Source organism: Pseudomonas sp. 43(2021), assembly GCF_017490805.1.
In the GTDB taxonomy this organism is placed as follows: Bacteria; Pseudomonadota; Gammaproteobacteria; order Pseudomonadales; family Pseudomonadaceae; genus Aquipseudomonas.
Genome location: NZ_JAFGYJ010000031.1, coordinates 34124 through 59202 on the forward strand (window position 1 = coordinate 34124; position 25079 = coordinate 59202).

Annotated in this window: 23 protein-coding genes; 5 read left to right on the forward strand and 18 right to left on the reverse strand. The window is 64.3% G+C overall.

The features are described from left to right. Positions 1–9 precede the first annotated feature (9 nt). Entirely contained in the window at positions 10–828 is an 819-nt protein-coding gene (locus J5M71_RS22675; protein ID WP_207837302.1) for an AraC family transcriptional regulator, read from the reverse strand. Positions 829–959: 131 nt separating this feature from the next. Between J5M71_RS22675 and J5M71_RS22680 the strand changes: the two genes are divergently transcribed. After that, the gene (locus J5M71_RS22680; RefSeq protein WP_207837305.1) at positions 960–1586 is read left to right on the forward strand and encodes a LysE family translocator; all 627 of its coding nucleotides are present in this window, start codon (positions 960–962) and stop codon (positions 1584–1586) included. On the opposite strand, the gene J5M71_RS22685 is transcribed toward J5M71_RS22680, so the two are convergent. From J5M71_RS22685 to J5M71_RS22755, 15 genes are all read right to left on the reverse strand, one after another. After that, positions 1583–1858 (reverse strand): peptidylprolyl isomerase, encoded by a 276-nt coding sequence (locus tag J5M71_RS22685; protein ID WP_207837307.1) that lies wholly within the window; start codon positions 1856–1858, stop codon positions 1583–1585. The genes J5M71_RS22680 and J5M71_RS22685 overlap by 4 nt on opposite strands. Positions 1859–2060: 202 nt before the next feature. After that, positions 2061–4016, reverse strand: coding sequence for an acetoacetate--CoA ligase (locus tag J5M71_RS22690; protein ID WP_207837308.1), 1956 nt, complete (start codon positions 4014–4016; stop codon positions 2061–2063). A gap of 148 nt (positions 4017–4164) precedes the next feature. Continuing rightward, the gene (gene eco, locus J5M71_RS22695; RefSeq protein ID WP_207837310.1) at positions 4165–4644 is read right to left on the reverse strand and encodes a serine protease inhibitor ecotin; all 480 of its coding nucleotides are present in this window, start codon (positions 4642–4644) and stop codon (positions 4165–4167) included. A 55-nt stretch (positions 4645–4699) separates the two neighbouring features. Continuing rightward, positions 4700–5470: a 3-hydroxybutyrate dehydrogenase gene (gene hbdH, locus J5M71_RS22700; RefSeq protein WP_207837313.1), complete on the reverse strand. Its 771-nt coding sequence runs from the start codon at positions 5468–5470 to the stop codon at positions 4700–4702. Positions 5471–5480: 10 nt separating this feature from the next. Further along, positions 5481–6872: a GntP family permease gene (locus tag J5M71_RS22705; protein ID WP_063914769.1), complete on the reverse strand. Its 1392-nt coding sequence runs from the start codon at positions 6870–6872 to the stop codon at positions 5481–5483. 268 nt (positions 6873–7140) lie between these two features. Then, a complete protein-coding gene (locus J5M71_RS22710; RefSeq protein ID WP_207837315.1) occupies positions 7141–8523 on the reverse strand; it encodes a sigma 54-interacting transcriptional regulator in 1383 nt (460 codons plus the stop codon). Positions 8524–8663: 140 nt separating this feature from the next. Then, the gene (locus J5M71_RS22715) at positions 8664–9680 is read right to left on the reverse strand and encodes an ABC transporter permease (protein ID WP_207837318.1); all 1017 of its coding nucleotides are present in this window, start codon (positions 9678–9680) and stop codon (positions 8664–8666) included. Continuing rightward, positions 9680–10738, reverse strand: coding sequence for a microcin C ABC transporter permease YejB (locus J5M71_RS22720; protein ID WP_207837321.1), 1059 nt, complete (start codon positions 10736–10738; stop codon positions 9680–9682). The genes J5M71_RS22715 and J5M71_RS22720 overlap by 1 nt, the downstream gene beginning before the upstream one ends. Next, positions 10735–12678 (reverse strand): extracellular solute-binding protein, encoded by a 1944-nt coding sequence (locus J5M71_RS22725; RefSeq protein WP_207837324.1) that lies wholly within the window; start codon positions 12676–12678, stop codon positions 10735–10737. The genes J5M71_RS22720 and J5M71_RS22725 overlap by 4 nt, the downstream gene beginning before the upstream one ends. Positions 12679–12691: 13 nt before the next feature. Continuing rightward, positions 12692–12973: a peptidylprolyl isomerase gene (locus J5M71_RS22730; RefSeq protein WP_207837326.1), complete on the reverse strand. Its 282-nt coding sequence runs from the start codon at positions 12971–12973 to the stop codon at positions 12692–12694. Between the two features lie 79 nt (positions 12974–13052). Then, a complete protein-coding gene (locus J5M71_RS22735) occupies positions 13053–14108 on the reverse strand; it encodes a 3-deoxy-7-phosphoheptulonate synthase (RefSeq protein ID WP_207837329.1) in 1056 nt (351 codons plus the stop codon). 555 nt (positions 14109–14663) lie between these two features. Then, positions 14664–15215 (reverse strand): YbhB/YbcL family Raf kinase inhibitor-like protein, encoded by a 552-nt coding sequence (locus tag J5M71_RS22740; protein WP_063914763.1) that lies wholly within the window; start codon positions 15213–15215, stop codon positions 14664–14666. Between the two features lie 48 nt (positions 15216–15263). Then, positions 15264–15572 carry a hypothetical protein gene (locus J5M71_RS22745; RefSeq protein WP_207837331.1) on the reverse strand — a complete coding sequence of 103 codons (309 nt, stop codon included), beginning with the start codon at positions 15570–15572 and terminating at the stop codon, positions 15264–15266. Positions 15573–15698: 126 nt separating this feature from the next. Further along, entirely contained in the window at positions 15699–16664 is a 966-nt protein-coding gene (locus J5M71_RS22750; RefSeq protein ID WP_207837334.1) for an endonuclease, read from the reverse strand. A 115-nt stretch (positions 16665–16779) separates the two neighbouring features. Then, entirely contained in the window at positions 16780–17247 is a 468-nt protein-coding gene (locus tag J5M71_RS22755) for an Lrp/AsnC family transcriptional regulator (protein ID WP_063914760.1), read from the reverse strand. Positions 17248–17412: 165 nt separating this feature from the next. On the opposite strand from J5M71_RS22755, the gene J5M71_RS22760 reads away from it, so the two are divergent. The 3 genes from J5M71_RS22760 to J5M71_RS22770 all read left to right on the forward strand — a co-directional run bounded on the left by J5M71_RS22760 (position 17413) and on the right by J5M71_RS22770 (position 21198). After that, on the forward strand, positions 17413–18663 hold the full coding sequence (locus tag J5M71_RS22760; RefSeq protein WP_207837337.1) for a Zn-dependent hydrolase: 1251 nt from the start codon (positions 17413–17415) through the stop codon (positions 18661–18663). Between the two features lie 79 nt (positions 18664–18742). Then, a complete protein-coding gene (locus J5M71_RS22765) occupies positions 18743–19954 on the forward strand; it encodes a diaminopropionate ammonia-lyase (RefSeq protein ID WP_207837340.1) in 1212 nt (403 codons plus the stop codon). Between the two features lie 77 nt (positions 19955–20031). Next, positions 20032–21198 carry a M20 aminoacylase family protein gene (locus J5M71_RS22770; RefSeq protein WP_207837343.1) on the forward strand — a complete coding sequence of 389 codons (1167 nt, stop codon included), beginning with the start codon at positions 20032–20034 and terminating at the stop codon, positions 21196–21198. Between the two features lie 261 nt (positions 21199–21459). Here the strand turns inward: J5M71_RS22770 and J5M71_RS22775 are convergent, their stop codons facing one another. Beyond that, positions 21460–22644 carry an MFS transporter gene (locus J5M71_RS22775; RefSeq protein ID WP_207837346.1) on the reverse strand — a complete coding sequence of 395 codons (1185 nt, stop codon included), beginning with the start codon at positions 22642–22644 and terminating at the stop codon, positions 21460–21462. Between the two features lie 257 nt (positions 22645–22901). Then, positions 22902–23783, reverse strand: coding sequence for a LysR family transcriptional regulator (locus tag J5M71_RS22780; protein WP_207837349.1), 882 nt, complete (start codon positions 23781–23783; stop codon positions 22902–22904). 170 nt (positions 23784–23953) lie between these two features. Between J5M71_RS22780 and J5M71_RS22785 the strand changes: the two genes are divergently transcribed. Next, positions 23954–25079, forward strand: a 1126-nt coding sequence (locus J5M71_RS22785) for an acetolactate synthase large subunit (protein WP_207837353.1), incomplete at its 3' end; no start/stop codon positions are given.

Genomic DNA, 25079 nt, shown 5'->3' on the forward strand with positions numbered 1-25079 from the left:
CCCAGGTTCTCAGAGTCCGTGCAAATCCCGATACTGCCCTGGCGTCACCCCCACATGGGCCTTGAACACCCGCTGGAAATGACTCTGGTCGGCAAACCCGAGCCGATAGGCCACCTCAGCCAGGGCCTGCCCCTCGCTCAGCAACTGGCGCCCACGGTTGACCCTGGCATTGAGCAGGTAGGCATGCGGCGTAAACCCGGTAGCCGCGCGAAATGCGCGAATCAACTGGTAGCGCCCAAGCCCGGCGTGCCGTGCCAGTACCGCCAGGCTCAACTGCGCCGGGTCCTGGCCTTCGATGTGCGCGATCAGCCCACTCAGCTCGCTCGCCCCCAGGGCAGGTGCCGGCGCCAGCGGCGCGTGCCTGGCAAAGTCCAGGTCGCCCAGAAAGGCAATCAGCGCCGCATCCTTCTCACCATTGCTGGCGTTGGAGAACAGCAGACTGTTCAGTTCGCAGAACTGCCGATACACCTCCGGCACCTGGCAGATACGTGCCGGCTCGCCGGGCCCGGTAGCCTCCAGCCCGGACTCCAGGCGCAGCTGCACCAGCCAGTCGGCATCCACATGCAGCATCTGGTAGCTCCACGCTTGCCCGGGCTCGGGGTTGCAGGCATGTACCCGGTGGGCCGGGACCAGCACCAGCGTGCCGGGCGTCAGGCGTTGCTGGCCGTTGCCGGCACCGGTGAAATGACTGTGGCCGGCATCCACCACACCGATGGAAAACGTCGGGTGGCTGTGGGCCTTGTAGCAGGCGCGGCTATGGCAGGCGCGGCGGCTTTCGACATGCGGCAGGGCCGGGTCGCGCCACAGCGCGGCATGGGAACGGGGCATCACAGGGTCCTCGGTATGCCCGGCAGCTTATCAGGCGCTGCGCACCCATACAGTTTTTTCCGCTGGCTGTAACTTGACCGCACGGCCCGGTACCCGCCGAAATAGACGGCTGTTGCCAAAGGAAAACAATTATGGACCTTTCAAGCCTGCTGCTTTTCATTCCCGCCTGTTTCGCCCTGAACATGGCGCCGGGGCCGAACAACCTGCTGTCGCTGCACAATGCCAGCCGCTACGGCCTGCGCACGGCCTGCGTGGCCGGTGGCGGACGCATCGTCGCCTTCAGCGGCATGATCGCCCTGGCGGCCATGGGGCTGGCCGTGGTGCTGCACACCAGCGAATACCTGTTCCTGGCCATCAAGTTGGCGGGGGCTGCCTACCTGTTCTATATCGCCTGGCAACTGTGGCGGGCACCGGTGGGCGAGGCGGCGGTGGCAGGTGATCAGCCGCGCGGCACCTGGCGCCTGGTACGCCAGGAGTTCTGGATGGCTGCTGGTAATCCGAAGGCTATCCTGATCTTCACCGCGTTCCTGCCGCAGTTCGTTTCGGTCGGCAGTACCACTCCGGTAAGCGAGCAGTTCCTCTGGCTGGGTGCGTTGTTCCTGTTGCTGGAATGGGCCGCCATCGCCATCTACGCCGGCCTGGGGGCGTACCTGCAGCGCTGGTTCAGCCAGCCCGGCCCGCGCCGGTTGTTCAACCGGGTCAGCGCCTCCTTGCTGGGTTGCGCCGGCCTGGGTCTGCTGGCTGCGCGTCGCACTTAATCGCGGTAGAAGGTCTGCACCAGGTGGTAGCCGAACTTGCTCTTGATCGGCCCATGTACCACGCGCAGGGGCTTCTTGAAGATCACCTGGTCAATGGCGCCGACCATCTGCCCGGGGCGGATTTCACCCAGGTCGCCGCCCCGCTTGCCCGAAGGGCAGATGGAGAATTTTTTCGCGAGCACGTCGAAAGCCTCGCCATTGGCGATGCGCTGCCTGAGCTTTTCGGCTTCGTCAGCGGTCTTGACCAGGATGTGGCGGGCTTGGGCTTTCATGGGGTACCTGTGCTTCGGGGGCGAAAAAGGCGCGCATTATGCCTGATCGAGCCGGGTTGAGACCATTGTGGGAGCGGCCTTGCGTCGCGAAAGGGCTGCAAGGCAGCCCCAGGATTTCAGCAGCGATGCATGAATTTCTGGGGCCGCCCTGCGGCCCTATCGCGACACCAGGCCGCTCCCACAATGACGGTGAATACCTTCATTATGGGGTACGCAACTCCTCGCGATCCCGAAACTGCTCCAGCGCCTCGGGGTTGGCCAGGGCATCGGTGTTCTTCACCGGCAGGCCATGCACCACATTGCGAATCGCCAATTCCACCAGCTTGCCGCTGATGGTTCGCGGGATGTCATCGACCTGGGCGATCACCGCCGGGACATGGCGGGGCGTGGTGTACTGGCGGATCACCTGGCGGATGTGCTGGCGCAGGGGCTCATCCAGTTTCAGGCCGTCACGCAGGCGAACGAACAGCACCACCCGCACATCGCCTTGCCAGTCCTGACCGATGGCCACGCTTTCCAGCACCTGCTCGACCTTTTCCACCTGACGGTAGATCTCTGCCGTGCCAATGCGCACGCCACCGGGGTTGAGAACCGCATCGGAGCGGCCATGAATCACCAGCCCGCCATCGGCACGCTGTTCGGCATAGTCGCCTTGGGCCCACACCCCCGGGAACTGGCTGAAGTAGGCATCGTGGTAACGGCTGCCGTCCGTATCCTTCCAGAACCCCAGAGGCATGGACGGGAAGTTGCGCGTGCACACCAACTCGCCTTTTTCGCCCTGCACCGGCTGGCCGTGCTCGTTCCACACCTCCACCGCCATTCCCAGGCCCTTGCACTGGATTTCGCCACGGCGCACCGGCAGGGTCGGGTTGCCCAGCACGAAACAGGAGACGATATCGGTGCCGCCGGACATCGACGCCAGGCACAGGTCGGCCTTGATCTTGCGGTACACGTAGTCGTAGCTGTGTGGCGACAGTGGCGAGCCGGTGGACAACAGCAGGCGCAAGCGCCCCAGTTGATGGCTTGCCGCAGGCTCCAGGCCCGCCTGCTCCAGCGCCGCCAGGTACTTGGCGCTGGTACCGAAGGCCTGGATGCCCTCGGCGTCGATCAGGTCCAGCAGCCGCTCGGGGCCGGGGTGGAAGGGCGAGCCGTCGTACAGCACCAGCGTGGCGCCCACCGCCAGGCCGCTGGCCAGCCAGTTCCACATCATCCAGCCGCAGGTGGTGTAGTAGAACAGCACGTCATCGGCCTTCAGGTCGTTGTGCAGGCCATGTTCCTTCAGGTGCTGCAACAACACGCCGCCGGCGCGGTGGACGATGCACTTGGGCACGCCGGTGGTGCCGCTGGAGTACAGGATGTACAGCGGGTGGTCGAAGGGCAGCGGGGTGAAGCTGGGGGCGCCGCCAGGCTGAAAGAACTCATCCCATAGGCTGACGTTGGCGGCCAGGAACTCGCCGGCGCGCGTACCATTGCGGGTATGGGGCACCACGATCAGCCGTTCCAGACCGGGCAACTGCGCGCACACCTGGTTCACCTTGTCCACCTGGTCGATGGCTTTGCCGGCGTACTGGTAGCCGGCGCAGGCGATCAGCAGCTTGGGCTCGATCTGGCCGAAGCGGTCGATGATGCCATGTACGCCGAACTCGGGCGAGGAACTGGACCAGACCGCACCGAGGCTGGTGCAGGCAAGCATGGCAACCAGTGTCTGCCAGGTATTGGGCATGACGGCGGCTACCCGGTCGCCGGGGACGATGCCGGCGGCCTTGAAGGCTTTTTGCAGGCCGGCCACCTGGGCGGCCAGCTGGGCATGGGTGAACTGCTGGCGTTGGCCGTCTTCGCGCACGGCGACCAGGGCCGGGCGGTCGTCGCGGCGGCGCAGCAGGTGTTCGGCGAAGTTGAGGGTGGCGTTGGCGAACCACTGGGCTTCGGGCATCTGCGGCCCTTCGCTGAGCACCTGGCTCGGCGGGGTATACCAGTGAACGTGGAAATAGTCGGCAAGGGTTTGCCAGAAGGCAGGGCGCTGCTCGATGCTCCAGCGGTGCAGCGCCTGGTAGTCGTCGAGTTGCAGGTTGTAGCGCAGGTTGACCCGGCGGCGGAAGGCATCCATCCGGCTGGCCTCGATCTGCGCCGTGGAGGGGCGCCAGAGCACATCGTTCATGCCGAACCTCCAGGTGATCATTTGGATTCGACGGCCTATTCGCGGGCACGCCCGCTCCCACAGGTACAGCGTAGACATCCAGCCCAGTGATATCCTGTGGGAGCGGGCGTGCCCGCGAAGAAGCCCCCTGGCAGCAGGGGCTTGCGCGTTACTCTACTTTAGCCTTTTGCACGTCCTGCGACGCGCTCCAGACGCGGTAGCGCACTTCGACATCCTTGGGCACATACACCACCACCGGTAGCTTGCTGTTGTAGCGCAGCATGAAGCCTTCACCGACCACTGGCACGAAGGCCTCGGTCTTCTTGCCATCGGGGCAGGCCATCAATGTGCTGACCGGGCCGCTGACCTTGTCCAGGTGGTAGTAGCTGTAGCCCCAGCCTTCCAGGGTTCGCTCCTCCAGGCTGCCGCCCAGGCGCTGGCGATTGCAGTCCACCTTCAGGGTCTTGCCGGCGAGGATTTCCAGCTGATAGGCCGATTCATCAGCCTGGGCCGGCAGGTGGATGACCTGCCGGGTGAAGCCTTTTTCCGCCTCGGGGTAGGGCGCGACGTCCTTCAGGCTGGCTGCCATCGCGGGAGCGGCGGCAGCCAGGGTCAGGGCCAGGATCGCGGTCATCGGGGTTGGGCGCATAGGGCCTCCTTGCAGATAAACGAATGCAAGACCGCCGCCAGGCCCAGGCCGCCCGTCACTGGGCCAACCAGCCACCATCGACGTTCCAGGCGGCACCGCGAACCTGGCTACCGGCCTCGCTGCACAGGAATAGTACCAGCTCACCCAGGTGTTCGGGGGTGACGAAGGCCAGTGATGGCTGTTTTTCTGCCAGCAGATCGTGCTGCGCTTGCAGCGGATCGCCACCGTTGGCAGCACGATCGTCGATCTGCTTCTGTACCAGCGGGGTCAGCACCCAGCCAGGGCAGATGGCATTGCAGGTGACGTTGCTGGTGGCGGTTTCCAGGCCTACCACCTTGGTCAGGCCGACCACGCCGTGCTTGGCCGCCACATAGGCCGCCTTGCCGGTCGAGCCGACCAGGCCATGCACCGAGGCGATGTTGATGATGCGCCCCCAGTTGCGCATGCGCATGCCGGGCAGGGCCAGGCGCGTACCGTGGAACACGGCCGACAGGTTGAGGGCGATGATCTTGTCCCAGCTTTCCAGCGGGAATTGCTCCACCGGCGCCACATGCTGGATACCGGCGTTGTTGACCAGAATGTCGACGCCGCCGAACTCGCGCTCGGCCAGGGTGAACAGCGCTTCGATCTGGGCCACGTCCGACAGGTCGGCCGGGTGATGGGCTACCTTCACCCCGTGCCGGGCGATCTCGGCCAGCGCCGGTGCCGGGTCGCCGAAGCCGTTGAGCATGATGTTGGCGCCTGCGCGGGCCAGCACCTGGGCAATGCCCAGGCCGATGCCGCTGGTGGATCCGGTGACGAGTGCAGTCTTGCCTTTGAGGGTCATGCAAAGCTCCTTAGACGATGCCGGTGGCGTAGAACGTGGCGATGACCACGAACACCGCCAGGGTCTTGATCAGGGTAATACCGAAAATGTCCTTGTAGGCCTCGCGATGGGTCAGCCCGGTTACGGCCAGCAAGGTGATGACCGCGCCGTTGTGCGGCAGGGTGTCCATGCCGCCGCTGGCCATGGCAGCCACCCGGTGCAGCACTTCGAGCGGGATGTTGGCGGCATTGGCGGCGGCGATGAAGCTGTCGCCCATTGCCGCCAGGGCAATGCTCATGCCGCCCGAGGCAGAGCCGGTGATACCGGCCAGCAAGGTCACGGTGATGGCTTCGTTGACCAGCGGGTTGGGGATGCCGCGCAGGGCATCGGCCAATACCAGGAAGCCCGGCAGCGAGGCGATTACCGCGCCAAAACCGTATTCCGAGGCGGTATTCATGGCCGCCAGCAAGGCACCGCCCACGGCGCTTTTGCTGCCTTCGGCCAGGCGGGAGCGGATGGCGCCGAAGGCACACACCAGCACCATCAGGATGCCTACCAGCAACGCCGCCTGCACTGCCCAGATGGCGGTGAGCTTGGCCACATCGCTTTGCACCGGCGCGCTCATGCCGGGCAATTGCAGGCTGTGGCTGGGGCCGTACCATTGCGGGATCCAGTGGGTGAACAGCAGGTTCATCACCCCCACCAGCAGCAGCGGCGACAGGGCCAGCCAGGGGTTGGGCAGGGCCAGGTCGGCAGCGGTTTCCGGCTCGTTGCGCAAGTCGCTGCCATAGCCTTCACCGGCGCGCAGGGCCTTGTTGCGCTGGCGTTGCAGGTAGGCCATGCCGACGCAGAACACGAACAGCGTGCCGATCAGGCCCAGCCAGGGCGCGGCCCAAGCGGTGGTGTTGAAGAAGGTGCTGGGGATGATGTTCTGGATCTGCGGGGTACCGGGCAGGGCGTCCATGGTGAACGAGAACGCGCCCAGGGCAATGGTTGCCGGGATCAGGCGCTTGGGGATATTGCTCTGGCGGAACATCTCGGCAGCGAACGGGTACACCGCGAACACCACCACGAACAGCGAGACACCGCCGTAGGTGAGCAGGGCGCAGACCAGCACGATCACCAGCATTGCCTGGCGGGTGCCGAGCACGCGGATGGCGGCGGCAACGATCGAGCGGGAAAAGCCGGACAACTCGATCAGCTTGCCGAACACGGCGCCCAGCAGGAACACCGGGAAGTAGAGCTTGATGAAGCCGACCATTTTCTCCATGAACACCCCGGTGAATGCGGGGGCCACGGCGGACGGGTCGGTGAGCAGTACCGCGCCGAGGGCGGCGATGGGGGCAAAGAGGATTACGCTGTAGCCACGGTAGGCAGCCAGCATCAGCAGGGCCAGCGCGGCAAGGGCGATGAGCACGGTCATCGGGTGAGTCTCCTGGGTGAGTCTTGTTTTTATCGGTGAGCAGGAGATAGCGGGAATCGTGCCAGTTTTTAACTCATTGATTTATATGAGTATTTTGTTTTCTTGTGTTTTTTTGTCTCTGGCTTGAGACGTTGCGGCCGCTTTGCGGCCCATTGCGACACAAGGCCGCTCCTACAAGTGAACCGCGATCTCCTGTAGGAACCGCCTTGTGTCGCGATCGAGGGCAAAGCCCTCGCGGCAATCTTGAAATGGAAACAAAAGTCTCCAATCAGAGACCAAGTACTACCATCTTCTTGTACAGCGTCGACCGCCCCAGTCCCAACGCCGACGCAGCTTCCGGTACATTTCCCGCATGTTCGGCCAGTGCCCCGGCAATCAGCTCCCGCTCAAACGCCTCACAGGCCTCGCGGTAAGTCTGCCGCACAGGCGTAGCCGCCACCGGGCTCAACGGCCCCAATGCCGCCCGTAGATCCGCTACCCCCAGCCGCGGCTGGTCCGCCAGCAGCGTGGCCCGCTCCAGCACATTGCGCAGCTCGCGAATGTTCCCCGGCCATGCATGCCGCGCCAATAGCTGCTGCGCTTCGGCCTCCAACTCATACTGGCTGCCCAGCTCACCCAATATGGCTTCGCACAGCGCCGGCAGGTCCTCCAGCCGTTGCCGCAGTGGCGGCACCTCGATCGGCAGCACATTCAGCCGGTAATACAGGTCGGCGCGGAATGCCCCGCGGGCGATGGCGGCCTGCAGGTCGATGGAGGTGGCGGCAATGATGCGCACATCGCTACGCAGCATCTGGTTCGAGCCGACCGGCTCATACTCCTTTTCTTGCAACACCCGTAGTAGCTTGCTCTGCAGGGCCAGCGGCATGTCGCCGATCTCGTCGAGGAACAGCGTGCCGCCTTCGGCCAGTTGCAGCTTGCCGCTGCGGCCCTTGCGATCAGCCCCGGTAAAGGCACCGGGGGCGGTGCCGAAGAACTCGGCTTCCAGCAGTGTCTCGGGGATCGCCGCACTGTTGATGCTGACGAACGCCTTGTGCGCCCGCGCCGACGCCGCGTGGATGGCATGGGCCAACAGCTCCTTGCCGGTGCCGGTTTCGCCCAGCAGCAACACTGGCGAGTCACTGCTCGCACCGCGCCGTGCGCGGCGCTTGGCCTCCAGGCTGGCGGCGCTGCTGCCGACGAACTGGGCGAAGCTGTACTTGGCCTGGCGTGCGCGCAACTGCGAGCGGGTCGAGGCCAGCTCCTGCTGCATGCTGGAGTAGCGTTTGAGCAGCGGCGACAGGCTGCGCAACTCATCGAACAGGGCAAAGCCGATGGCGCCGATCAGCGCGCCCTGGTCGTCGTGGATGGGCAGGCGCATCACCACCAGCGGCTCGTTCGGGGTGTCGAGCATGTCCAGCAGTATCGGCCGGCCATTGCTCACCACCTCGCGCATCAGGCTGCCCGGGATCACCGCTTCGCAGGGTTGGCCAATGGCGCTGGCCGCGTCGGCCAGGCCAAAGCGCCGGGCATACCGTTCGTTCATCCAGACGATGCGCGCCTGGCGGTCGACGATTACCGTGCCTTCGCTGGACTGTTCGATGATTTCGAACAGCGAGCGGATCGCCAGTTGCCGTACCTGGGGGTAGTCCTTGAGGCTGTCGCTGTCGTGCATGGGTAAAAATCCTGAAATCTGTATAAGCGGGGCCGACCACTTCGCGGGTAAACCCGCTCCCACAAGTTCACTACAAATCCTGAAGACTGTGGGGTACCTGTGGGAGCGGGTTTACCCGCGAAGTGGCCAGACCTGAAAAACTATCCCCTTGGGTCGAACGCCTCACGCAAGGCATCCCCGATAAACACCAGCAGCGACAGGATCACCGCCAGTGCAAAGAACGCGGTGAAGCCCAGCCATGGCGCCTCCAGGTGCTGTTTGCCCTGGGTCACCAGTTCACCCAGCGAAGCACTCCCGGCCGGCATGCCGAAACCGAGAAAATCCAGTGCAGTCAGGGTGGTAATCGCCCCGGTCAGCATGAACGGCACATAGGTCAGCGTCGCGTTCATGGCGTTGGGCAGGATATGCCGCAGCATCACCTGGCTGTCTGACAGCCCCAACGCCCGGGCGGCCTTCACGTACTCCAGGTTGCGACCGCGCAGGAACTCGGCGCGCACCACATCGACCAGGGTCAGCCAGGAGAACAACGCCATGATCCCCAGCAGCCACCAGAAGTCCGGCTCGACGAACCCGCTGAGGATGATCAGCAGGTACAGCACCGGCAACCCCGACCACACCTCCAGCAAACGCTGGCCGAACAGGTCGACCCAGCCGCCGTGGTAGCCCTGCAAGGCCCCGGCCGTCACCCCGATCAGCACGCTGACCAGGGTCAGGGCGAAGGCGAACAGCAAGGACACCCGCGTGCCATACAGCACCCGGGCCAGCACATCGCGGCCCTGGTCGTCGGTCCCCAGCCAGTTGCTCGCGCTTGGCGGGCTGGGGGTGGGCACTTGCAGGTCGTAGTTGGGAGTGTCGGCGCTGAACGGGATCGGTGCGAACAGCATCCAGCCGCCTTGCTGTTCGATCAGTTGGCGTACATAGGCGCTGCGGTAGTCCGGCTGGAACGGCAGCTGGCCGCCGAACTGCTGCTCGCTGTAGCGCTTGAGCGCCGGCACATACAGCTCGCCCTTGTAGCCCAGCAGCAGCGGTTTGTCGTTGGCCACCAGCTCGGCACACAGGCTCAGCAGCAGCAGGCCGGCGAACAGCCACAGCGAGACCCAGCCGAGGCGGTTGCGGCGAAAGCGTTTCAGGCGACGACGCGAAATCGGTGAAAGCATCAGTGCGCCCTCGTGTCGAAGTCGATACGCGGGTCGAGCAGCGTGTACGACAGATCGCCGATCAGGCGGATCAGCAGGCCCGCCAGGGTGAAGATGAACAGCGTGCCAAACACCACCGGGTAGTCCCGCGATACAGCCGCTTCGTAACTCATGCGGCCCAGGCCATCGAGCGAGAAGATCACCTCGATCAGCAACGAGCCGGCAAAGAACACCGTGATCAACGCCTGCGGCAATCCGGCCACCACCAGCAGCATGGCATTGCGCAGCACGTGGCCATACAGCACCCGACGCTCGCTCAGGCCCTTGGCGCGGGCGGTAACCACGTATTGCCGGGAAATCTCGTCGAGGAAGGCGTTCCTGGTCAGCAGTGTCAGGGTGGCGAAACCGCCGATCACCAGGGCGCCGACTGGTAGCACCAGATGCCAGAAGTAGTCGGCGACCTTGCCCAGCAGGCTGAGCTCGTCGAAGTTGTCCGAGACCAGGCCGCGCACCGGGAACCAGTCGAGCGAGGTACCGCCGGCGAACAGCACGATCAGCAACAGGGCGAACAGGAACGAGGGCAGGGCATAGCCAACCACGATCAGCGCGCTGCTCCAGGCATCGAAGCGGCTGCCATGGCGAACCGCCTTGCGGATGCCCAGCGGGATCGACACCAGGTAGGTGATCAGCGTGGCCCAGAAGCCCAGCGACAGGGTGACCGGCAACTTGTCGAGGATCAGGTCGGTAACCTTGGCGCCGCGGAAGAAACTGTTGCCGAAGTCCAGCCGGGCATACTGGCCCAGCATCAACCACAGGCGCTCGGGGGCGGATTTGTCGAAGCCGTACTGGCGCTTGATCTCCTCGATCAGTTTCGGGTCCAGGCCACGGGTGGCCCGTGACTCGCCGTGCACCACCTCGGCCCGGGCGCCGGGAGCGCCGCCGCCAATCCCTTGCAAGCGTGCCACCGCCTGTTCCACCGGGCCACCCGGTGCGGCCTGGACGATGGCGAAGTTGACCAGCAGGATCGCCAGCAAGGTCGGGATGATCAGCAGCAGGCGGCGCAGGATGTAGGCGGTCATGGCGAGGATTTCCGGCGTTCGGCCATTTGCGCGTTGGTCAGCGCGGTGGGGCTGACTTCCCACCAGGTGTCCAGGCCTTCGTCATAGGCAGCCTGGACTTTGGGCACGCCGAAGCGGTTCCACCAGACGGTGGAACTGCCAGGCGGGTAGTAGTTGGGGATCCAGTAATAGTTCCATTGCAGCACCCGGTCCAGGGCATGGGCGTGGTGCAGCATGTCGGCCTGGGTGTCGGCGCGCACCAGGCCGTCGATCAGGCGGTCCACGGCGGGGTCCTGCAGCACCATCAGGTTATTCGACCCGGGGTCGTGGGCCGCTGCCGAGCCAAAGTAGTTGTACAACTCGGCACCGGGCGACAGGGTGACCGGGTAACCGGTGACGATCATGTCGTAGTCACGCGCCATCAGGCGGTTGACGTACTGGGCGGAGTCGACGTTGCGGATGTCCAGGGTCACACCAATCTGGGCCAGGTTGCGCTTCCACGGTAGCAGCAGGCGTTCCATGCCTGCCTGGCCATTGAGGAAGGTGAACGCCAGCGGCGTGCCCTGGCTGTTCACCAAGCGGTCGCCTTCGGGGCGCCAGCCGGCTTGCTCGAGCAGCGCCAGTGCCTGCAGCTGCTGCTTGCGGATGATCCCTGATCCATCGGTGACCGGGGCGGTGAACACGGTGCTGAAGACTTCGTCCGGTACCTTGCCGCGCAACGGTTCGAGCAGTTTCAACTCGCCTGCATCCGGCAGTTTGCGGGCGGCCAGTGGGGTATTGGAGAACACGCTCTGCTGGCGGATGTACATGTTGCGCATCATCTGCCGGTTGCTCCACTCGTAGTCCCACAGCATGCCCAGCGCCTGGCGCACGCGACGGTCCTTGAACTGCGGCTGGTCGAGGTTGAACACAAAGCCCTGGGCCACCTGCGGCTTGGCCGGGCCCAGGTGGGCGCGCTGCAGGCGGCCGTCCTCCAGTTGCGCGCCGTTGTAGCCCAGGGTGTAGGCGGTGGCAGAGAATTCGCGGTTGTAGTCGTAGCCACCGCCCTTGAGCACTTGCCGCGCCACTTCGGTATCGCCGAAGTACTCGATGCGCAGTTTGGCGAAATTGTAGCGCCCACGGCTGACCGGAAGGTCGCGCGCCCACCAGCCGGGGTCGCGCTCGAAGGTGATGCTGCGGCCATTGTCGATGTGCCCGATACGGTACGGCCCGCTGCCGACCGGCTTGTCGAAGCCGGCACCGTTGGCGAAATCGCGCTGCTGCCAGTCGTGTTCGGGCAGTACCGGCAGGCCGGCGAGGTCCAGTGGCAGGGTGCGGCCGTGGTCGGGCTTGAAGTCGAAGCGCACGCTGTGCGGGCTTTCCACAATGACGGCGGCAACATCGGCGAACTGGGTGCGGTACTTGAGGCTGCCCTTGCTCATCAGCAGCTCGAAGGTAAAGCGTACGTCCTCGGCGCGCACCGGCTTGCCATCGGCGAAGGTGGCGCGCGGGTCGATCTCGAAACGCAGCCAGGCATCGTCCGGGCCGCGCTCCATGCGCCGGGCGATCAGGCCGTAGACGGTGTAGGGCTCATCGAACGAGCGCACGGCCAGTGGCGCATACAGCAGGCCATCGACCTCGCTGACGCCGATGCCTTTGTCGATGTACGGCAGGATATGGTCGAACTGGCCGATCTCGATGGCCGAACGGCGCAGGATGCCACCTTTGGGGGCGTTTGGGTTGACGTAGTCGAAATGCTGGAAGCCGGCGTGGTAGCGGGGTGCTTCGCCGTAGACGGTGAGGGCGTGGGTGGGGGCGGCGTGGGCGTTGACAGCCAAGCAAAGCAGGAACAGGCACCACAATCTCTGTGGGAGCGGCGGTGCGCCGCTGCGACGTGCCCGCGAATGCGTCCGAGCATGCAGCCTCATCGTCTGGGCTGACGCATTCGCGGGTACACCCGCTCCCACAGGGGATCTCATCACCTGAACAGGTGAATCAGTCCTGGCGGCTGGTCACTTCCAGCAAGTGGTAGCCGAACTGGGTCCTCACCGGGCCTTGCACGGTGTTGATCGGGGCGCTGAACACCACGGTGTCGAACTCCTTGACCATCTGGCCCGGGCCGAACGAGCCCAGGTCACCGCCCTGGCGGCTGGACGGGCAGGTGGAGTTGGCTTTGGCAATTTCAGCGAAGTCGGCGCCTGCTTCGATCTGGGCTTTCAGTTCTTTGCACTTGTCTTCGCTGCTGACCAGGATGTGGCGGGCGGTTGCACGGGCCATGGGTACTGCTCCTTGGGGTAAAAAGGCAAGCCTAGCGCACTTGTCCGGGGTATGTCTCGCCAGGCTTGCAACCCGCTGCCTACAGTTTTTGTGCCGCCTCACGCAACAGGGTTTCGGTCGAGGCCCAGCCCAGGCAACCATCGGTGATCGACACGCCGTATTTCAGCGCGCCCTTGCCCAGCGCCTGGCAGCCGTCGAACAGGTGCCCTTCGATCATCACGCCAACGATCGAGCGGTCACCGGCCATGCGCTGCTCCAGCACATCGTTGAATACCGCCGGCTGACGCGCCGGGTCCTTGCCGCTGTTGGCGTGGCTGCAATCGACCATGATCCGCGCTTGCAGCCCGGCCTTGGCCAGTGCCTGGCGGGCCATGGCGATGCTGTTGGCGTCAAAGTTCGGGCCTTTGTGGCCGCCGCGCAGCACCAGGTGGGTGTCCGGGTTGCCCAGGGTTTCGATGATGGCCGGGTAACCCTGCGCATCCATGCCGAAGTGGCGGTGCGGGTGGGCGGCGCTGCGCATGGCGTCGCTGGCGATGGCGATGCCGCCGTCGGTGCCGTTCTTGAAACCGACCGGCAGCTCCAGGCCACTGACCATTTCGCGGTGGATCTGCGATTCGGTGGTGCGTGCGCCAATCGCGGCCCAGGCCAGCAGGTCATCGAAGTAGCCGGCGGCCATGGGCTGCAGCAGTTCGGTGGCGACCGGCAGGCCGCGCTCGATCATGTTCAGCATCAGCCCGCGGGACAGGGCGATGCCGGCGTGCATGTCGTCGCTGCCATCGAGGTGCGGGTCGTAGGCCAGGCCTTTCCAGCCGACCGTGGTGCGGGGCTTTTCGACGTAGGCGCGCATCACCAGCAGCAGCTTGTCGTCGACTTCGCGGCTGAGGGCGGCCAGGCGGTCGGCGTATTCCAGGGCCGAGCGCGGGTCGTGGATCGAGCACGGGCCAACGATTACCAGCAGGCGCTGGTCGCGGCCTTCGAGGATGTCGCGGATGGCCTGGCGGTGGGCATGGACTTGCTGGGTAAGTTCGCTGGACAGCGGCATTTGCTGCTTGAGCAGGTGCGGGCTGGGCAGGCGCTGGGTGACGGTGGTGTTGGCGGCTTGCGGCTGGGTCAGGGCGAGGCTGGAAGCTTGCATGGCGTTTTTTCCCTGGGCGGACGGCGGGTTCTGGCCCGCGTGGTCGGCCCTATCGAGGTGTTCGACAGATCGTTGAATTCGTATTGGCTGCTGCATTGCCACCTGTGGAAGACCGAACGGAGGCGGCAGGCTGGCCCGAACGGGATTGGCTAAATCGCCAGGCGTAGGTGTTTGCGTAGTAATAGGTGGCGTAGTTCATGAATCTGTCCTCAATGTGAATCGGTGTTGTTCAAAGGCCTGAAAAGCAAAACCCCCGGTCGGGAAGCCGACCGGGGGTTTGAGTATTCTCATGTTCGGCGGCCCCTCGAAGGTGGGCGCCGTGTGGGTATCGGCGCCTAGTGGCTAAACCAATACCCGAAGTAATAGCTGGCAGGTGCCACGCAGCCGGCAACGGCCAGCACAGGACGCAGGGTGCGACCGGTGTGGTTGGCGTGGTTGCGGGTGTGTTTTGGCATGTTGCTCTCCAGTGAATGAGCCCGAGCTTACTTCAGTTCGGTCGGGCCATTCAATGGATAAATGCTATGGGGGCGATCATTTGTTTTTGTACTGGATGGTTCAATGGCCATAGCGCCCGACCAGGCTCTGCGCCCCTAGCGCGTGGCCTTGCAGCAGTTGCAGCAGGCCACTGCGGTCCAGGCCCTCGGGCAGGGTGCCCAATGGCAGGTCGGTGGCGATCAGCGTCAGTGCGTAGTGGTGCGGGTTGTCACCGGCGGGTGGGCAGGGGCCTCGGTAGCTGAGCGTGCCCCGCGAGTTGCGACCCACGGTCACGCCTGGCCCGGTCAGCCCGGCGATGCCTTCCTTCAGCCCATCCTGGGCCGGGTCAATGTTGTAGGCGATCCAGTGGACCACGCCAATACCCTTGCCGCCGTCCGGGTCGAACATGATCAGGGCCAGCGACCGGGTGCCTGCGGGGAGGTTGTCCCAGCTCAGTTGCGGGGTGCGCTCTTCGCCAGCGCCGCAGGCCGGGTCCGGGCCAACCTGCTGCAGGGCGATCACGCCACCATCGGTGAACGACGACGAACTGATCGACAGCGCACCCTGGCCGCCAGCGACGGCCAGGGTGCTGCACGGCAGCAGGGCGGCAAGCAGCCAGGGTTTGAGGTTCATGGTGAATCCTCGGCAGGGCGTTCGGGCGCAGTGTAGCCCAGGCTGGCCTCAATGGCTGTCCTGGTCCTCGGCGGTGCCGCCGGTGCGCCCGGCGCCGGAACCGGTGGCTTCGCCGGTGCTGTTGGAGCCGCCAGCGGCGCCGTCGGCGGCATCGCTGTTGCTGCCGGTATCGCTGCTGTCGTTGCCTTTGCTGCTGCCAGGGCTGTTGACGCTGCTACCTTCACCGGCAGTCTTGCCACCGGACTGGTCGGTTTGCGGGTGGCTGTCGGTATGGGTGTCGGTGGCGGCCAGGCTGGTGCCAGTGGCGGCGGCCAGGGCAAGGGCAAGGCACAGCGAGAGTGGGCGAATGCGGATCATGGAACGTCTCCTTTGCGGATGATCTGTCATTCGTTGGGCTGGGGGCGGGGAGTGGGGTGCCGTCTGGGCGACGGATGGTCATTCGATCAGGCTGCTGTGCAGCCCGATCGATTGCAAGGGGGCCGATCAGCGGCAGTTGCCCGCCTTGCGATACCCCGCTGCCTGCGCCTCACCCTCTGTGGCGAAGGTGACCTGGTTCTTCGCGGTAACCTGGGTATAGCCCGGGCAGCCGACGGAGAGGTGATAGACGTGGCTGTTGCGGTTGCCAAGCACCGCTCCTACCGACTCGGCACTGGCCAGGCTCGGCTTGGCCTCTGGCTTGGCAGCCTTCGCCGGCACTGCTTGCACCACGCCACTGCCGACCGGCTTGTAGTTGGCGGTCCATTTGCGTTCCCCGGTCACGAAGGGGTTGGCATGCCCCATGATCGCGGCAATGCGCCGGTCACGCTCTTTTTCCCAGGCCGACACCGGGTGCTGTTTGTCCCAGGCCATCAGCAACTGTTGCTGTTGGCGCGACATGCTCAGCTTGTAGCGGTCGTACATATAGAAGGTGGTGCGGGCGACCAGGCCTTTCACTTCGTCACGGGGTTCGGCAGCACGCTGCACGAAGTCGACCTTGGTGCTGCACTGCCCGTATTGCCCTGCATTGCCAGCAACCATGCCGTAGTTGAAATTGCTGCGGTCGCCGTTGACCTCGCCTACTGCCGGGTACAGGTTGAACAGGTCGGCCTCCATGGCGCGGAACACCGGGTCGTCATCCACGCAATGCTCGCGGCCACCGTTCTTCCAGCACTGGCGCTGGTTGCCAAAGGTATAGGCCGGCACGATGTGCTCCCATTCGGTGCGCTCTGCTCGGTTCTGCTGCTTGCGGGTCTGGTAGCCACACGAGGCGGCATCGATACGCCCGCCGGACTTGCCCACCCAGGTCCATTTGCAGCCACAGTACAGGTCGCCCATGGCACTACTGGCCTGGTCCATGTACACCTTCTGCTTGGCCACTACCTTGGCCTCGGTGAAGGTCGCCGGCGGGTTGGCCAGGGCGGGGAGGGTGAAGGAAAATAGTAAGGATACGGCGTAAAGCAGTGATTTCATGAGAAAAACATATTTCAGGTCGGGGCGCGCATTGTAATCATTTCCTCGGGGCTGGCCAGCCTGGACAAGTTGACTGTCAACTTGCGCGCTCTTACAGCGGCTCGCAGTAAAGGCTTCAATCCGTGAGGGTCGGCACGAACAGGCCAGTCTTCACATTGCTCATCGACACCAGTGTCTTGAAGCGCTTGACGTTGTTGTTCTCGAAGAACAGCTCACGGGTCAGCTGGGTGTACTGCTCCATGTGCCGCACCAGCATGATCAGCACGAAATCGCATTCCCCGGCCACGTAGTAGCACTGTTGCACCTGCGGGCAGGCGAGGAAGGCGCGTTTCATCTCGTCCAGCAGGTCCAGGCGCTCGTTCTCCACTTCAACCTCGGTGATCACGGTCAGCGTGTACCCCAGCTGCTCCGGGTTCACCTGTGCCACCGTGCCGCGGATCACGCCGTCGGCCGCCAGCTTCTTCAGGCGCCGGTTGACCGCCGCCGAGGACAGGTTGACCTGCGCACCGAGGTCCAGCTGTGAAGTGCCGGCGTCGCGCTGCACGGCATCGAGCAGGGCCAGGTCGAAGTGATCGAGGGGCATGGGAGGGGCTCCGTAGGCGAACAGCGGTAAATGCCGAAAGTGCGTAATAAAAGTGCATGAATTGGCCAAAAATCAAGATTTTCATACGCGGCGAGCGAATAGAATTTCCCGTGAACAAGAACGGCGGTGTAGAGCCAAGGCTTTTCACCCATGGAGAAACGGTTGATGAATGCGAGTACCCCACTGCAACTGAACGGCGCTTTGCTGCTGCAGCAGATCCGTGCACTCGGCCAGGTAGGTGTTGACGCCACGCATGGCGGGCGCACCCGGATCGCCCTGAGCGATGCCGACAAGGCCGGGCGCGACCTGCTGGTCGGCTGGATGCGCGAGCTTGACCTCGACGTGCAGGTCGACCGCATCGGCAACATTTTCGGTACGTTACGCGCAGCCGCTGACAGCGGCGAGCAAAGCCCGCTGATGATCGGTTCGCACATCGACACTGTCACCAACGCCGGAGCCCTGGATGGCTGCTATGGCGTGCTGGCCGGATTGGCGGTGGTTCGGGCGTACCGTGAGGCCGGGCGCTTGCCTGAGCGTTCGATCACCGTCGGCGCGTTCACCAATGAAGAGGGTGTGCGCTACCAGCCCGACATGATGGGCTCACTGGTTTACGCCGGCGGCCTGCCTTTGCAACAGGCACTGGATACCCTTGGCACCGACGGTACGCGCCTTGGCGATGAACTGGCGCGCATCGGCTATGCCGGCACGCTGGAGCCTGGCGCCATCGTGCCACACGAATACCTCGAACTGCATATCGAGCAGGGGCCGGTCCTCGAAGCCGAAAACACCCTGATCGGCGTGGTCGAGAACCTGCAGGGCATTTCCTGGCAGCATGTAGAGGTGAAGGGACACGCCAACCATGCCGGCACCACGCCGACCCACTTGCGCCATGATGCAGGCTTCGTCGCCAGTGCCATCGTCGCCGAGTTGCGCGCCATGGCCGTGGATTCCGGCACGACCCTGGCCACGGTCGGCTGCATGCAGTTCGAGCCGAACGTGATCAATGTCATCCCGCGCAAGGCCACCTTCACCGTTGACCTGCGCGACCCCGACGAAACCTGCCTGGCTTACGCCGAAAACCGCCTGAGCCAATACCTGGAGGCGCTCGCCGAGCGTGAAGGGGTCACCATTACCACCGAGCGCCTGGTGCGTTTCGAGCCGGTGATCTTCGACGCAGGGCTGGCCGATGCCATCGAAGCCTCGGCCCGGCGTTTCGGTTTCAGCCATCGGCGCATGACCTCTGGCGCCGGCCACGACGCGCAAATGATCGCCCGCATTGCCCCCGCCGCGATGATCTTCGTGCCCAGCCAGGGCGGCATCAGCCACAACCCGCGCGAGCATACCGATGACGAACAACTGATTCAGGGCGCCCAGGTGCTGCTGGATGTCGTCAGCCGTCGCCTGACCCACGCCTGATCCCCACTGTAATGCCCCGCCCGCTGAAGCCTGGTTTCAGCGGCATGGGCTTCCTGTTGCCTGTATAAAGGAGTGCCGCATGTTTGTTTCCAACCCCAAGGCTGTCCGCCAGCCTTACCCGCAAGCGTTGCAGGAGGTGATGAGCATCGCCAAGGCTGAAGAAAGCCGCCAGTGGCTGGCCGGCTGGGCGCGCTTGAATGCAGGTGCTACGCCGCTGTACAGCCTGCCTGACCTGGCCGCGGAGCTGGGCGTTGCCCAGCTGACGGTGAAGGACGAATCGGTGCGTTCGGAACTGGGCAGTTTCAAGGCGCTGGGCGCGCCGATTGCCCTGGTCCGGCTGATCCTGCGTACCTTCCCCGCGCAGCAGTTCGACCCGCGCGGCTTGCTGGCAGGCCAGTACGCGAACCTGCTGGCCCCCTTCACCGTGGTCAGCGCCACCGATGGCAACCATGGCAAGGGCCTGGCGGCTGCCGCGCAAAGCATCGGCTGCCACTGCGTGATCGTGCTGCATGCCAACGTCAGCATAGAGCGCGAGCAGGCGATTGCCGCCTACGGCGCGCGGATCGTGCGCATTGCCGGCAATTACGACGAGTCGGTCCAGCACGCTGCGGAGCTGGCGGCCAGCAACGGCTGGACCGTGGTTTCCGATACCTCTTATGAGGGCTACGAAGTGATCCCGCGTGATGTGATGCAGGGCTACGGCACCATCGCCGCAGAAATCATCGAAGCCACTGCCGGCCAGCCGCCTTTCACCCACGTGTTCCTGCAGGGCGGGGTGGGTGGCCTGGCGGCTGGCATCGTCAGCTACCTGTGGGAGCACTACGGCGCACAACGCCCATTGATGGTCATGGTCGAGCCGGAGCAGGCGGACTGCCTGTACCAGAGTGCCTTGCTCGGCAAACCGGCCAGGGCGACCGGTTCGGTGGACTCGGTAATGGCGGGCCTGGCGTGCGGCGAGACATCGCCATTGGCCTGGCGATTCCTTGAGCCGAGCGTCGATTACTTCATGACCATCACCGATGACCAGGCTGTTGCCGCCATGCGCCGCCTGGCGGCTGGCAGCGCTCGCGACATTCCACTGGTGGCGGGTGAGTCCAGCGTCGCCGGCCTGGCCGGGCTTGCCCACCTGGTAACGGATGCTGGCGCAGCTGCCGACCTGGGTCTCGACGGCAACGCCCGCATCCTCTTCATCAGTACCGAAGGCGCCACCGCCCCTGGCGTCTACGCCGATCTGCTGGGCGAGTCGGCCAGCTCGGTACTGGCACGCCAGCAAACCTGGGTACGCACCTGATCCACCCCTTGAGGGCCAGGTTATACCGGCCCTTCCGGTCAACGCCCGACGTTGGCCCAGCAACAGGAACTTCAAGCATGAGCAATGACCCTGCATTCGAACAGCGCCTCAAGCACTGGCGGCACGCGTTTCACCGCCACCCGGAAACCGGCTTCGAAGAGTTCGACACTGCCGAACAGGTCGCCAGCATCCTGGCCAGCTTTGGCCTGGAGGTGCACCGAGGCATCGGTGGCACTGGCCTGGTTGCCAGCCTCACTGTCGGTGACGGCCCGGGCGTGATCGGCCTGCGTGCCGACATGGATGCCCTGAACATCACCGAACAGGCGCATGAACGGCCCCATGCGTCCTGCAACCACGGCAAGATGCACGCCTGCGGCCATGACGGGCACATGGCGATGGTACTGGGGGCCGCAGACCTGCTGTGCCGCGAGCGCAAGTTCAACGGTACCGTGCGTTTCCTGTTCCAGCCGGCCGAGGAGCATGGACGCGGGGCCAAGGCGATGATGGCCGATGGCTTGTTCGAGCGCTTCCCGGTCGATGCCCTGTATGGCGCGCACAACATGCCGGGCATGCCGGCTGGCCATATTGCCACGCGGGCTGGCGGGATCATGGCCAGCGAGGACAACTTCGTCATCCACATCCAGGGCAAGGGTACCCATGCCGCACGGCCGCACATGGGCATCGACCCGATGGTGATCGGTGCCGAGATCGTGCTGGCCTTGCAGACCATTGTCGCGCGCAATGTCGACCCGAGCCTTTCAGCAGTGGTTTCCTGCACCGAGTTCATTACTGATGGCATCCGCAATGCGATACCTACCCATGTCACGATCAAGGGCGACACCCGCAGTTACAGCCCCGAGGTACAACGCTTGCTGGAGAAGCGCATGCGCGAGATCAGCGAGGGTATCTGCCACTTGCACGGTGCAACCTGCCGGTTCGAGTACAGCCACGAGTTTGCGCCGACGGTGAACTGGGCGGCTAACACGGAAATTGCCGTGACGGCGGCGCGCAATGTGGTGGGGGCGCAGGCGGTGAATGCCGAAGTGATGCCGATGATGATTTCCGAGGACTTCGGTGCGTTCCTGCAGCAGGTGCCGGGCAACTTCGTGTTCATCGGCAATGGTACCGAGGGCGAGGCGGGGGCTACGCCGTTGCATAACGCTTCGTATGATTTCAACGATGCGATCCTGGCGACCGGGGCCCGCTATTTTGCCGAGGTGGCAAGGGTCAGCCTGCCGCGTTGATCGTTGAATCAGGGGCCGCACAGGGACCGCACAAATTTAAAGCATTGTGCGGTCTCTGTGGGAGATTGCCCAGCCCTTTGGGCCGCGCTGTCGCACAGATAACTGAATTCGCAAGCGATCCTCGTACCCTGTGGGAGCGGCTTTAGCCGCGAAGCATCCAACGCGGTGCATGGCACCGGCTGCGCCGGTGTTCGCGGCTAAAGCCGCTCCCATAGGGGCCTCGCTAATTCAATGACTTATGGGCTGCATGGCAGCCCCGTTTCAGTGCCCGCCCTTCATCCGCCGTGCTACCAGGTAGATCCCCAGCCCGACCAGCGCCGTCGCTGCGCCGATGTAGCCGGTGCTGGTCCAGCCCATGCCCGCGGTAATCGCCATGCCACCCAGCCACGGCCCCAGCGCATTGGCCAGGTTGAACGCCGCATGGTTCGACGCCGCTGCCAGGCTTGGCGCTTCATGGGCAATGTCCATCAGGCGGATCTGCAACGGTGCCGCCAGGGCAATCATGGTCCCCACCAGGCCAATGCCCAGCAGCAGGCTCCACAGCGCCTGCGCGGCAACGCTGAAGAACAGCAGCACGGCAATCGACCACACCAGCACCAGCCCCACGGCGCGGAACTGCAGGCGGTCGAACAGTTTGCCGCCGGCGATGTTGCCGACGATGCCGCCCACGCCGAACGCTGCCAGGCCGAACGGAATCCACTGCGGCGACACCTGGGTTACCTGCAACATCGTCGGCGCCAGGTAGCTGAACACACAGAACATGCCGGCAAAGCCGATCGAGGCGATGCCCAGCGCCATCCACACTTGCGGCAGGGTGAAGGCTTGCAGTTCCTTGCGCGGGTCGCTGCGCGTTTCATCGTGGCGCTGGGGCACGAAGCGCCAGACCAGGGCTATGGTGCACAGGGCTATCGCGCCGACCAATACGAACGCCGAGCGCCAGCCGAAATACTGGCCCAGCAAGGTGGCGACCGGGTTGCCGAGCAACATGGCCAAGGTCAGGCCCATCATCACCCGGGCCACGGCCCCCGCCCGCTGGTCTTTGGCCACCATGCTCGACGCCACCACCGCCGCAATGCCGAAGTAGGCGCCATGGGGCAGGCCGCTGATGAAGCGGAAGGCGACCAGGCCACCGAACGAGGGGGCGAAGGCGGTAGCCAGGTTGCCAAGGGCATACAGCGCCATCAGCAACAGCAGCATGTGCTTGCGCAACAGCTTGGCACCGATGATCGCCAGAGTCGGGGCGCCGACCATCACCCCCAGCGCATAGGCGCTGATGGCATGGCCCACCTGGGGCTCGCTCAATTGCAGGTTACTGGCGATGTCGGGCATCAGGCCCATGATGGCGAACTCGCCAGTGCCGATCGCAAAGCTGCCCAGCGCCATGGCGGCTTCCATCTTTGCGACGGTGGTTTTGCTAGGGAGGGGGGGTAATTCCTGAACTGACATCTGGATCCTTGTTGAAACATGCTGAAACGTTCAAGGCGGGATCATAGTCAATCCGTGACGGCGACGTCGAGGAAGGTGGCTGGCTTCCTCGTACGTCTGTCGGGAGCACATGTGGGAGCGGGCATGCCCGCGAAGAACCCTGCGCGGTGGATGGCACCGGCTGCGCCGGTGTTCGCGGGCACGCCCGCTCCTACAGGTATCGCGCAGATTTCCTTTGGGAGCGGGCATGCCGGCGAAAAGGCCGCAACGGGCTGGCTTCAACGCTCCAGGTAATGGGTCTGCGCGGCAAAGTCGATGAAGCGCTTGCTGGCCAGCGACAGGTATTCCCCCGAGCGCCAGCACAGCCTGAAGCTCATCAGCTGCGCCGGGCGGAACGGTACGCCGACGATGCCCGGCGTGCGCTGTTGCACCGAGCGCAGCAGGGTCGCCACGCCCATGTTGTCCAGCGCGGCCTGCACCACCAGCGATACGAAGTTGCTTTGCAGCGCCACCTGGTAAGTGATGCCATGTTCGGCGAAGAACGCGTCCAGCAGGTGGCGCTGCACGAAGGTGCGGTCGAACACCACCATGTCGGTATTGCGCAGGTCTTCGGCTGTAAGGAAGGCCTTGCCGGCATAGGGATGGTCAGGGTGCATGCACGCCAGCATCTCGTCGCTGCCCAGCAGGATCGATTCCTTGTCGGGCGGCACGCGCCTGGACTCTAGCAGTGCCAGGTCGATTTCCCGTTGTTCCAGGCGATGGCCAATGTCCTCGGCGCTGCCTTCGAACACGGTCATGGCTATGCCCGGGTACAGCTTGCGGAAGGCGTTCATCAACCCGGGCACATAGTGCAGGCCGAACATCGGCGGGATACCCAGGCGTACTTCGCCGCGTTTCAGGTCGGCCATGTCGCGCAGTTCCTGCCGGGCCACATCCATTTCGCGCAGGGCCGATTCGATACGTGGCAGGAACCGTTCGCCCTCGGCCGTCAGGATGACTTTGCGCGTGGTGCGGTTGAACAGGGTCACGCCCAGTTCTTCTTCAAGGCGGGTAACGGCCATGCTCAGTGCCGGCTGGGCGATATGCAGGTGCTGCGCGGCTTTGGTGAAGCTGCCTTGGCGTACGATCTCGACGCAGCAGCGCAATGCCTTGAGGTTCATTGAGGGGGGTTACCGTTCATAACAAACTGTGATGCCACGCATCATAACAATATATTTATTATTATTAACCAGAGGGCCTACGATGCGCGCCACTGAGACATCCTGCAACATCTCAGTCACGCAGCTTAATAAATCTGCAATCCCACAAAGATTTTGAGGTAGTACCCCAAATGGCCAAGGCCGCCGATGTCGTTGTGCAATGCCTGGAAAACGAAGGTGTCGAGTATGTGTTCGGCATTCCCGGTGAGGAAAACCTCGACCTGCTCGAATCCCTGCGCAAGTCGAAGATCAAGCTGGTACTTACCCGTCACGAGCAGTCCGCAGGTTTCATGGCTGCTACCTATGGTCGCCTGACCGGCAAGACCGGCGTCAGCCTGTCTACCCTCGGCCCTGGCGCCACCAACCTGGTCACCGCCAGCGCCTACGCCTACCTGGGCGGCATGCCGATGATGATGATCACCGGCCAGAAGCCGATCAAGAAGTCCAAGCAGGGCCGCTTCCAGATCATCGACGTGTGCGGCATGATGGACCCCATCACCAAGTACACCCACCAGTTTGCCTCGGCCGACAACATCCCGGCCCGTATGCGCGAAGCCTTCCGCCTGGCTGAAGAAGAAAAGCCGGGCGCCGTGCACCTGGAGCTGCCGGAAGACATCGCTGCCGAGCAGACCGACGCACTGCCAATCCCGCCAAGCCTGCACCGCCGTCCGCTGGCCGAGCACGTGGCGATCGACGCTGCCGTGCAAAAGCTGAAAAACGCCCGTAACCCGATCCTGGTGATCGGCGCCGGCGCCAACCGCAAGATGACCGCCAAGGTCCTCAAGCAACTGATCGACAAGACCGGCATCCCGTTCATCACCACCCAGATGGGTAAAGGTGTGGTCGACGAGCGTCACCCACGCTTCCTGGGCAACGCCGCGCTGTCGTCGGGTGACTTCGTGCACCGCGCCGTCGAAGCTGCCGACCTGATCGTCAACATCGGTCACGACGTGATCGAGAAGCCACCGTTCTTCATGGTCCGTGGCGGCACCGAGGTCATCCACATCAACTTCCGCTCCGCCGAAGTCGATGCCGTGTACTTCCCGCAGGTGGAAGTGATCGGCGACATCGCCAACGCCGTGTGGCAGATCAGCGAAGCGCTGAACGACACTTCGCACTGGGACTTCACCCGCCTGATGGCCATCCGTGAAGCCAACGAAGCACAGATCGCCGAAGGTGCCGACGACAACCGCTTCCCGGTCTACCCGCAGCGCATGGTCGCCGACATCCGTCGCGTGCTGCCGTCCGAAGGCATCG